This is a genomic window from Streptomyces phytophilus, from assembly GCF_013870535.1.
Lineage (GTDB): Bacteria > Actinomycetota > Actinomycetes > Streptomycetales > Streptomycetaceae > Streptomyces > Streptomyces phytophilus.
Genome location: NZ_JACBXC010000114.1, coordinates 1 through 9,318, shown reverse-complemented (window position 1 = coordinate 9,318; position 9,318 = coordinate 1). Strand labels below are relative to the sequence as shown.

8 protein-coding genes are annotated in these 9,318 nt (G+C 73.8%); 6 read left to right on the top strand and 2 right to left on the bottom strand.

All coding sequences use genetic code 11. The annotated features are described in order from the left end of the window. Positions 1-151 precede the first annotated feature (151 nt). Positions 152-730: a TetR/AcrR family transcriptional regulator gene (locus H5J30_RS09110; protein ID WP_181786784.1), complete on the top strand. Its 579-nt coding sequence runs from the start codon at positions 152-154 to the stop codon at positions 728-730. Between the two features lie 11 nt (positions 731-741). On the opposite strand, the gene ybiA is transcribed toward H5J30_RS09110, so the two are convergent. Then, the gene (gene ybiA / locus H5J30_RS09105) at positions 742-1,275 is read right to left on the bottom strand and encodes a riboflavin biosynthesis intermediates N-glycosidase (RefSeq protein ID WP_181786785.1); all 534 of its coding nucleotides are present in this window, start codon (positions 1,273-1,275) and stop codon (positions 742-744) included. A gap of 139 nt (positions 1,276-1,414) precedes the next feature. After that, entirely contained in the window at positions 1,415-4,579 is a 3,165-nt protein-coding gene (locus H5J30_RS09100) for an amidohydrolase family protein (protein WP_181786783.1), read from the bottom strand. 212 nt (positions 4,580-4,791) lie between these two features. Between H5J30_RS09100 and H5J30_RS09095 the strand changes: the two genes are divergently transcribed. From H5J30_RS09095 to H5J30_RS09075, 5 genes are all read left to right on the top strand, one after another. Beyond that, complete coding sequence (locus H5J30_RS09095) at positions 4,792-5,994, top strand: IS110 family RNA-guided transposase (protein WP_181786782.1); 1,203 nt, start codon at positions 4,792-4,794, stop codon at positions 5,992-5,994. Positions 5,995-6,287: 293 nt separating this feature from the next. Further along, positions 6,288-6,575 carry a heavy-metal-associated domain-containing protein gene (locus tag H5J30_RS09090; protein ID WP_181786781.1) on the top strand — a complete coding sequence of 96 codons (288 nt, stop codon included), beginning with the start codon at positions 6,288-6,290 and terminating at the stop codon, positions 6,573-6,575. Positions 6,576-6,764: 189 nt separating this feature from the next. Next, a complete protein-coding gene (locus H5J30_RS09085; protein WP_181786780.1) occupies positions 6,765-7,133 on the top strand; it encodes a BlaI/MecI/CopY family transcriptional regulator in 369 nt (122 codons plus the stop codon). A gap of 159 nt (positions 7,134-7,292) precedes the next feature. Next, positions 7,293-7,436, top strand: coding sequence for a hypothetical protein (locus tag H5J30_RS09080; protein WP_181786779.1), 144 nt, complete (start codon positions 7,293-7,295; stop codon positions 7,434-7,436). 54 nt (positions 7,437-7,490) lie between these two features. Beyond that, complete coding sequence (locus H5J30_RS09075) at positions 7,491-9,236, top strand: VanW family protein (protein ID WP_181786777.1); 1,746 nt, start codon at positions 7,491-7,493, stop codon at positions 9,234-9,236. Positions 9,237-9,318: the final 82 nt, after the last annotated feature.

Here is a 9,318-nt window from a genome sequence, read left to right as displayed (position 1 = left end):
CCGGCCTGCAACTGCACGGCGGCGGCGAGGCCCCCGACGCCGCCGCCCACGATGATCGCTTTCCTGGACATGCGGCCAGGCTACTATGTTTGTAGTGGTCGTACTATTTTTATAGTGCAGATCACAGCAGGTCGACGAAGGGACGCGGCGGATGCCGGGCAGGCGCGAACAGGTGCTGGACGCGGCGGTCAAGGTGCTCGGCACCGGCGGGCTGCGCGGACTGACGTACCAGGCGGTCGACAAAGCGGCCGGCGTCCCCGCCGGCACCACGTCCAACCACTTCCGCAGCCGCGCCCTCCTCGTCACCGGCGTCGTGGCCCACCTCGAAGCGCTGGACGCCCGCGACTGGAAACGCTTCGCCGCCGCCCCGGCCGGCGGCACCCCCGACGCCCTGGCCGACGCCCTGGCCCGCACGGTCCGCCACGTCCTGGGCCCCGGCCGGCACCGCACCGCCGCGCGCTACGCGCTGGCGCTGGAGGGCATCGCCCGCCCCGAGGTACGCGAACCCCTCAGCCGCGCACGCGAGGCCATGATCGAACTGACCTCGGCCTGGCTCGCGGAGGCCGGCTCACCGGCCCCGCGGGAGCACTGCGGGATCCTCTTCGACTACCTCGACGGCCTGATCTTCCACCAGGTCGCCACCCCGGACCGGGACTTCGACCCCGCACCGGGCATCCGCACGGTACTCACCGCCTTCCTCCCCCCACCCGCCCCCGCCGCCCAAGCCTGACGAACACCGCCCTACACCGAGCCCGCCGCCCGTCCGGCGAGCGTGGCCCGCACCTCCATCAGGGCGAAACCCAGCAGGTTCAGGCCGCGCCACGCACCGGGGTCCTGGGCCCGGTCGTCGGTGGCGGCCAGGCCGATGCCCCAGACGCGGTCGACCGGGCTCGCCTCCACGAGGACCCGGCTGCCGGTGCCGAGGAGGTACGCGCCGAGGTCGGCGTGCCGGCCGAACTTGGCCAGGTTGCCGCGTACCACCGCCGCGAAGCGGTGCTCCTGCCACACGGCCTCGTCGAAGCCCCGCACCTTCCGCCCCTCGGCCTTGGCCGCCCCGGGATGGCGGGTGGCGAGTATCCGCTGCACGGCCGCCTCGTCGCCGAACAGCCGCGCCTTGGCGGCCATCATCCAGTGCTCGGCGGTCGCGTACGCGACACCGTCCACCTCGAACCCGACCGGCCACCACTGACTGAAGCAGGAGGCGTCCACCACGCCCGGCCGCTTGGGGCGATGCCCCCAGAAACACAGGTACTTGAAACTGCGCCCCTCCCCCACCGCCGCACACAACTCCCCCGCAGACCCCGGCAACCCACCCACCGGCCCCTCCCCTTCCACGTCCCGCACGTCCTTGTCCCGTACAAGAATGGGCCCGGCCCTCCTCGCCGGGGAGGGCCGGGCCCGGATTGCGTGCGGGCTACAGGCCCGTGTCGCAGCAGCTGTCGCGGCGCATCAGGCGGCCTACCGCCAGCCAGTCCACGTCGGCGCGCGGGGACGCCTTCGGTTCGAAGGACCGCACCAGGTCCTCCTGGGCGAAGGGCCGTCCGCCGCGGAGCACCGACTCCGTGCGTACCAGCGTCGCGAAGTCCGTGAACGGGTCGCCGTCGATCACCGTCAGGTCCGCGTACTTGCCCGGTTCCAGCGTGCCCAGGTCGTCCGCCGCGCCGAAGGCGCGTGCCGGGAGCACCGTTGCGGTGCGGAGCGCTTCGGCCGGGGACAGGCCCGCGCGGTGCAGGGCGCGCAGGGCGAGGTGGAGGTGGAGGCCGACGGGGACGAGGGGCTGGTCGGTGCCGAGGGCGACGACGCCGTCGGCGGCCAGGACGCGGCGGTAGACGTCCGTTTCGGTGGCCAGGGTCCGCAACTCCGCGGCGCTGGGCGGCTGCTCGGCGCGCTGGACGACGGTCGCGGTGTCCCACGGGGGCATCAGCACCGTCACCCGCGGGTCCGCGGCCAGCGCCGGGTCGGCGCCGAGCAGCGGGAGCGCGGTGAAGGGGGTGGCGATGAGGTGGAAGTCGCCGGTCGCGGAGTAGATGTCGACGAGGTCGGCGTACGCGCGTCCGGACGCCGTCGTGGCGTGGCCGAACTCCAGCCGCTGCGTGGCCTGCAGATGCGTCGTCAGGTCCTGGCCGAGCTGCAGGCCCGGCGAGCACAGGTGGCTGCCGCTGCGTACGCCCAGCCGCTCGTGCGCGAAGGCGGCCGCCTCGGCCATGACCCAGCCGGGCGCGCGCACGTACGTCTTGACGAAGTCCCAGTCGAGCCCTTCCGCCCGCGTCAGCGAACGCCGCAGGCCCGCGCGGGTGCCGTGGGCGCGGCCCATGCTGTACGCGACGCGCGCCCCGTCGAGGAGTTCGCCGGTGGCCAGCAGCCGGGGGCCCGCCAGTTCGCCGGCGTCGGCGGCCTCGCGGACGCGGGCCTGTTCGTAGGCGAAGCCGCCCAGCGAGACGGCGGTGGTGATGCCGTACGCGAGTTGCAGCGCGGTCTGCCGGCCGCCGTAGGTGGACTGCCAGGGGTGGATGTGGGCGTCCCAGAGCCCGGGGACGACCGTGCGCGCGGAGGCGTCGGTGCGGCGGGCCGCGGGGCGGCCCGCGCGGTGGGGTTCGACGGCGGTGATGCGGCCGCGGCGGACGACGATGTCGGCGTCGTCGCGTACGGCGTCGGACGTGCCGTCCCAGAGCCGGCCGGCGTGCACGACGGTGTCGGGGGCGACGGGGCGGCGGTAGTCGAGCGGGATGCGTACCGTACGGGCCCTGCCGGAGGCGACGTCGGCGATACGGACCCGCCCGGCCGACAGGTACGCCACCTGCCGGCCGTCGCCGGAGAACGACGGGTGGTCGGCGGCCTCGTCGGTCAGCTGCCGCGGCTCGCCGTCGGGGGTGCCGTCGGGCCGTACGGGCAGCAGCCACAGCGCGGACTCCACGACGACCGCCAGCCACCGGCCGTCCGGCGACCAGACGGGGCCGGAGTCGTAGCGGTCGGAGATCGAGGTGTGCGCCGCGACGGGGTGGAGGCGGGCGGCGCCGGTGGCGGCGTCGACGAGGCGGATGAGGTTGTAGCCCTCGCGGAAGCGCTGGTTGAGCCGGTTGCGGTCGCACAGCGCGAGGTACCGCCCGTCCGGCGACCAGCTCGGCCGGCCCGGCAGCCCGCCCCCGCCCAGGGGTGCGGCGAGCACCTTCTCCGTACCGGAGGCGAGGTCGGTCACGACGAGGTTGCCGGTCATGTCGACGCCCGCGAGCCGGGTGCCGTCCGGGGAGAGCGCGGGGAAGACCCGGCCGCCTTCGGCGAGTACGGTCTCCTTGCCGGAGGCGAGGTCGCGGCGGTGTACGGCGAAGAGGCCGTCGCGGTCGTCGGAGTAGACCAGGCCGCGGCCGTCGGGGGTCCAGGCGGGGGCGAGGATGTAGCGGGTCCGGTCCGCCTGGACGACCTTGCGCGGGCGCCCGCCGCCGGTGACGTCGGCGATCCAGAGCGCGCCGAGCGCGCAGAAGGCCAGGCGGCGGCCGTCGGGTGACAGCGCGGGCAGGTGGACGGCGCGCACGCGGCGTACGCCGCCGTCCGCGAAGTCGTACGACTTGGCGCGGTACCGCGGGCGTTCGACGGGGAGCGTGGCGGCGAAGTCGATCGTCTCCGTCCGGTCGGTGGCCGCGAGGTCCACGATGCGGAACTGCCCGCCGGCGGTGAGCAGCAGTTCCTCGTCGGAGATCCAGCGGGGCGGTACGGGCGACACGTCCGCCGCGCCGAGGTCGACGGGGGTGCCGTCGACGACGAGCGTGCACGACGCCGACGGCGCGGCGGTCGTCCGCAGATACGCCAGCCGGCCGCCGGCGCCGACCGCCGGGGTCATCACCTGGGCCCCGGTGGTGTCCGTGTGCTCGGTACGCACCTCCTGCGGGCCGTCCGCGGCCACGGACGCGACGGTGCGGGCCGCGAGGGTGCCGTCGGTGCCGACTTCGGCGCGTACGAAAAGCACGCGCGCGCCGTCCGGCGACCAGGCCGGGTCGAAGTCCTCCCAGGCGCCGCCCTGATGGGGGCCTTCCTGGTCCGGCAGCCCGGTCAGCCGGGTCAGTTCGCCGGTGGCGGGGGTGAGGATCCAGATGCGGTACGGGCTGCCGGCGACCGGGTCGCCGCCGCGCTCCGAGCAGAACGCGATGCGGCTGCCGTCGGGCGACCAGGCGGGCGCGCGGTCGTCGAAGGGCCCGTCGGTGAGCTGCGTGAGCCCGGTGCCGTCGGGCCGCATCGTCCACAGGTGGAAGCCGCCGCCGCGGTAGGCGCAGACGACCAGGCTGCGGCCGTCGGGCGCGAACTGCGGGCGGTTGGGCTCCAGTCCGGCGGTGGTGAGTGCGGTCGCTTCGCCACCCGATCGAGGGATCGACCACAGGACGTTCTGCACCTCGGCGACGATGCGGTCGCCGGCGGGGGCGAGTGTGGCGGAGCCGTTGGTGGCGGCGGTGAAGGACAGTGTGCCGGCGGCGCCGCGGGGTGCGGCGGCGGCCGGGGTGTCGAGGACGGCGCCGGCGGTGGCCGCGGTGGCGGCGGCCGTGGCCTGGAGGAAGCGGCGGCGGGAGAGGTCGAAGAGCTCGGCGTCCATGGGTCCTCCGTAAGTTGTTGGGCGGCCCGGGAGGGCCGGATGTGGCTTATGGGTTCTTGCCTTCAGTGGCTTCCAAGGAGTGGCCGTCCGGTTCTCCGGGGTGCCCTGGCTGCTGATTGAGATGTGCGCGCTGTGTGCGGTCGCTGATTACGGAGATGACAGCGGGGTGTTCCTCGGGCCAGCGGCATGCTGTAGGGAACGAGGAGGGGCGAGTGAGTGAGCGACAGGCCCGGGTCTGGGCCGGTATCGACGCGGGCAAGGGCCACCACTGGGCCGCGGTGGTCGACGACACCGGCGCCACGCTGTGGTCGAAGAAGATCGACAACGACGAGTCGGCGATCCTGACCGCGCTGGGGGAGATCCTCGCCCTGGCGGACCAGGTGCACTGGGCGGTGGACATCTCCGGCACGTCCTCCGCGCTGCTGCTGGCGCTGCTCGCGGCGCACGGCCAGCAGGCCGTCTACGTGCCCGGCCGCACGGTCAACCGCATGGCGGGCGCCTACCGGGGCGAGGCGAAGACCGACGCCCGCGACGCCTACGTCATCGCCGAGACGGCCCGCCACCGCCGGGACTTCACCACGATCGACGTGCCCGCGCAGCTCGCGGCCGACCTTGCGCTGCTTACCGCCCACCGCACCGACCTGGTCGCCGACCGGGTACGGATGATCAACCGGCTCCGCGACGTGCTGACCGGCGTCTTCCCCGCCCTGGAACAGGCCTTCGACTACTCCGCCCACAAAGGCGCGCTGGTCCTGCTGACGGGCTACCAGACACCGGCCGCGATCCGCCGCCGCGGCCGGGCAAGGCTGACGGCCTGGCTGGCCAACCGCAGCGTGCGCGGCGCCGACGCGATCGCCGGGACTGCCCTGGAGGCGGCCCAGGCCCAGCAGACCGCGCTGCCCGGCGAGGATGTGGCCGCACAGATCGTGGCCGACCTGGCCGGGCAGATCCTGGCCCTGGACGACCGGCTCAAGCGGATCGACAAGCAGATCCGCGAGACGTTCCGCAGCCATCCGCAGGCCGAGATCATCGAGTCCCTGCCCGGCATGGGCCCGATACTCGGCGCCGAGTTCATCGTCGCGGCCGGCGACCTGTCGGCCTACGCCGATGCCGGCCACCTCGCTTCGGCGGCCGGGCTGGTGCCCGTCCCGCGTGACTCCGGACGCCGCACCGGCAATCTGCACCGGCCCAAGCGCTACAGCCGCCGCCTGCGGCGCGTCTTCTACATGTCCGCGCAGACCAGCATCATCCGTGAAGGCCCGAACCGGGACTTCTACCTCAAGAAGCGCGGCGAGGGCTGCAAGCACGTCCAAGCTGTCATCGCCCTGGCCCGCCGACGAGCAAGCGTGCTCTGGGCGCTGCTGCGTGACGGACGAACGTTCACCTCCGCCCCACCGGTCACGCAAGCAGCTTGACTTCATCATTGAGACTCCCGGGACTCGTACGGTGCGGTGCGGTACGGGACGATACGGAGGAGTTCAGGGCGTTGCGGACCGGGCGAGCGGTGATCCGGACGGAACGCCCGACTGTCAGTTGTACGCCGCCGGACGCTCCTGTTGTAGACCGCCACCGGCGGCGCACCCGCCCCAGGCGTCTCCCCGTCCGGGCCCGCGACCGGACTTGCCAATACCCCCTAGGGGTATTAAGGTCGTGCCAGTGAGAGGGCATACGCCCCTCCCGTTCCACCTGTCATTCCGGAGGAAGAACCATGAGCGACGGCAACTCCTGCTGCACCACCGACGGCAGTTGCGGCGGCGGTGCCACCGCCGGGACCGCCACGGCGCAGACCGGCACCGTCTTCACCGTCAGCGGCATGACGTGCGCGCACTGCGAGGCGTCCGTCACCAAGGAAGTCTCCGCCCTCCCCGGCGTGACCTCCGTCAAGGCCGACGCCGCCAGCGGGACCGTCTCGGTCCAGGCCGGCGGGGCGCTCGACGACGCGCAGGTGCGCGGCGCGGTCGAGGAGGCGGGCTACGAACTGGTCGGCCGGGCCTGACCCGCACCCCGGGGCCACTTCCCGTACCTCCCCCGCCCCCCTCGGCCCATCGAACCCTCGCGCCCGCAACGCCCACACCCTCGGCAGACATCCACGAGCCGGCCCGTTTCCCGGCCGGAACGGGTGACTACGATGGGGCCGCGCCGACGCCGCGGCCCACCGCCCGGCAGGGGGCCGAAGGGAGCGACCGTGCGACAGCTGGGTGAGCTGGAGGCGGAGATCATGGACCGCCTCTGGGCCTGGGGGCGGCCCGCGACGGCACGCGACGTGCTCGCGGACCTGAACAAGAAGCGGCCCCTCGCCTACAGCACGGTCAAGACCGTCGCCGACATCCTCTACCGCAAGGGCGTCCTGAAGCGCGAGAAGGAGGGCCGGGCCTGGGTGTACGAGCCGACCCTGACCCGCCAGGAGTACACCGCCGCGCTGATGCAGGACGCGCTCGGCAGCAACCCCGACCCGGCCGGTGCCCTGATGAGCTTCGTCGAGCAGATGTCGACGCAGGACGTGGACGCGCTGCGGTCCGCCCTGCGGTCGGCGAAACGGCGCAACGGCACCTGACCACCGTCCCGGCCCCGGCCGCGTACGCCGCCCTCGCCGGGGCGGTGACACCGTACGCACCGGCCTCCCCTTCCGCGCCTGTGCACCCCGCCCGACCGGGAGGTCCGAGGCGTCCGCTAAGGTGATTAACGCAAAGAAGCAGTGGGCGGAGGTCGAACCATGCCCCGACCTCCCCACCGGAAGCGCTCGGCCCCCGCCTTCCGGGCCGCGGTCCCGGCCGCCGTCGGCACCCGCACCGGCACCCGCACCGGCGCGTGGCACGCGCGCCGGGACGAACGGCGGGACGGCAGCCTCCGGCAGTAGGCCGCACACGGCGGTGGCGATCGCCAAGAGACTTAGCCATGAAGAGGAGAGTCCGTGCTCGATTCCGTCGGCGGCGAGACGCCGGACCGCCCGTCCGCCGGCCGTTACCGGCCGCGTCTGGTGGCAGGCGTCGCGGTCGGGGCCGCCGCCGCGGTCTTCGGCCTCCTCTACCTCATCGGCCTGCTGGCGGGCGGTGACGACATACCCTCGGGGACCCGCGTGCTCGACCTCGACATCGGCGGCATGAGCCGGGCGGAGGCCCAGGCGAAGCTGGAGCGAAACAGGACCGAACTCGTACCCGACACCGTGCGGATACGCATGGGCGACCAGCCCGGCAAGCTCGGCACCGGGGCGGCGGGCATCACCCTGGACGCCGAGGAGACCGCGGCCACGGCCGCGCAGTCGGGCTCCGGCCCGCTGACCGTCATCGGCCGGCTCTTCTCCGGGGGCGGCGGCGACGTCGAGCCGGTGATCCGCGTGGACGGGCAGAAGGGCCGCGCGGCGCTGACGGCCCTCGCCGAGTCGTACGACCGCAAGGTGCGGGACGGTTCGGTCTCCTTCCACGGCGGCGAGCCCACGGCCGTACAGCCGCGCGGCGGCAGGCAGCTCGACGTGGACGGGGCGCTGGAAGAGCTGGAGAACTCCGCCCCGGGCACGGAGCAGGACCCGCTGACACTCCCGGTACGCCGGGTCGAGCCCCGCGTCGGCGCGGCGGAAGTCGACCGCGCCATGGCCGGGTTCGCCGCTCCGGCCATGTCCGGGCCGGTCACGCTCACCGTCCCGGACGGCGGGGAGATCGCGATAGCCCCGGCGGCGATGGCCGGCCACCTCACGATGGAGCCGGACGCGTCGAAGAAGCTGACGCCCCGGCTCGACGGCCGCGGCCTCCTCGGCGAGTCCGAGGTGGCGGCCGCGGTCCGGGAGGCCACCGACGAGGCCGAGAACGCGCGGCTGGACTGGGACGGCAAGCAGGTCACGGTGGCCTCCGACGGCAGCGCGGGTCGCGAGATCACGCCCCGGGCGCTGGAACAGGCCGTGCTGGAACTCCTGCCCGAGGAGGGCGCCGGCGCCCGCACGGGCCCGGTGGCCACCCGCGCCGTACAACCGCAGCTCACCCGCGGGAACGTCGACAGCCTCGGCATCAAGGAGCAGATGTCGACCTTCACCGTCGAGTTCCCCCCGGCCCCGTACCGCACGCAGAACGTCGGGCAGGCGGCGAAGCTGATCGACGGGTCGGTGGTCCTGCCCGGCGGGACGTGGAGCTTCAACGACACCGTGGGCGAGCGGACGGAGGCCAACGGGTTCGTGGAGGGCATCATGATCCTGGACGGCAAGTACACGCGGGCCACCGGCGGCGGCGTCTCCGCCGTGGCCACCACCGTCTTCAACGCCGCCTTCTTCGCGGGCGTCGACTTCGAGGAGTACGGCGCCCACTCCTTCTACATCGAGCGCTACCCCGAGGGCCGGGAGGCCACCGTCGCCTGGGGCAGCCTCGACCTGAAGTTCAGGAACGACTCGGGCAACGCCATCTACGTCCAGGCCGACGCCACCCAGGACTCCGTGACCATCTCCTTCCTCGGCACCAGGAAGTACGACGCCATCGAGTCCGTCAAAGGCCCGCGGACCAACGTGCAGGAGCCGGGCACCCGCAAGGGCGACGCGGCGGCCTGCGAACCGCAGACCCCGCTGGAGGGCTTCGACGTCGCCGTCGAGCGGATCTTCAAGTCCGCCGGCCGGGAGGTCGACCGGGAGACGTTCACGACGACCTACACCCCGCGCGACAGCGTCACCTGCGACTGACCCCGTGCCGGGTGCCGCGGCCGCGGCTCAGCGGGCGAGCGGTCCGCCGAGGAGGTCCAGGACCGGGCCCGCGCCGACGCCC

Bases quoted from the DNA above. Each gene is read 5' to 3' on its own strand.
- H5J30_RS09110 (WP_181786784.1), top strand. From the start codon at position 152: ATGCCGGGCAGGCGCGAACAGGTGCTGGACGCGGCGGTCAAGGTGCTC.
- H5J30_RS09100 (WP_181786783.1), bottom strand. From the start codon at position 4,579: ATGGACGCCGAGCTCTTCGACCTCTCCCGCCGCCGCTTCCTCCAGGCC.
- H5J30_RS09090 (WP_181786781.1), top strand. From the start codon at position 6,288: ATGAGCGACGGCAACTCCTGCTGCACCACCGACGGCAGTTGCGGCGGC.
- H5J30_RS09080 (WP_181786779.1), top strand. From the start codon at position 7,293: ATGCCCCGACCTCCCCACCGGAAGCGCTCGGCCCCCGCCTTCCGGGCC.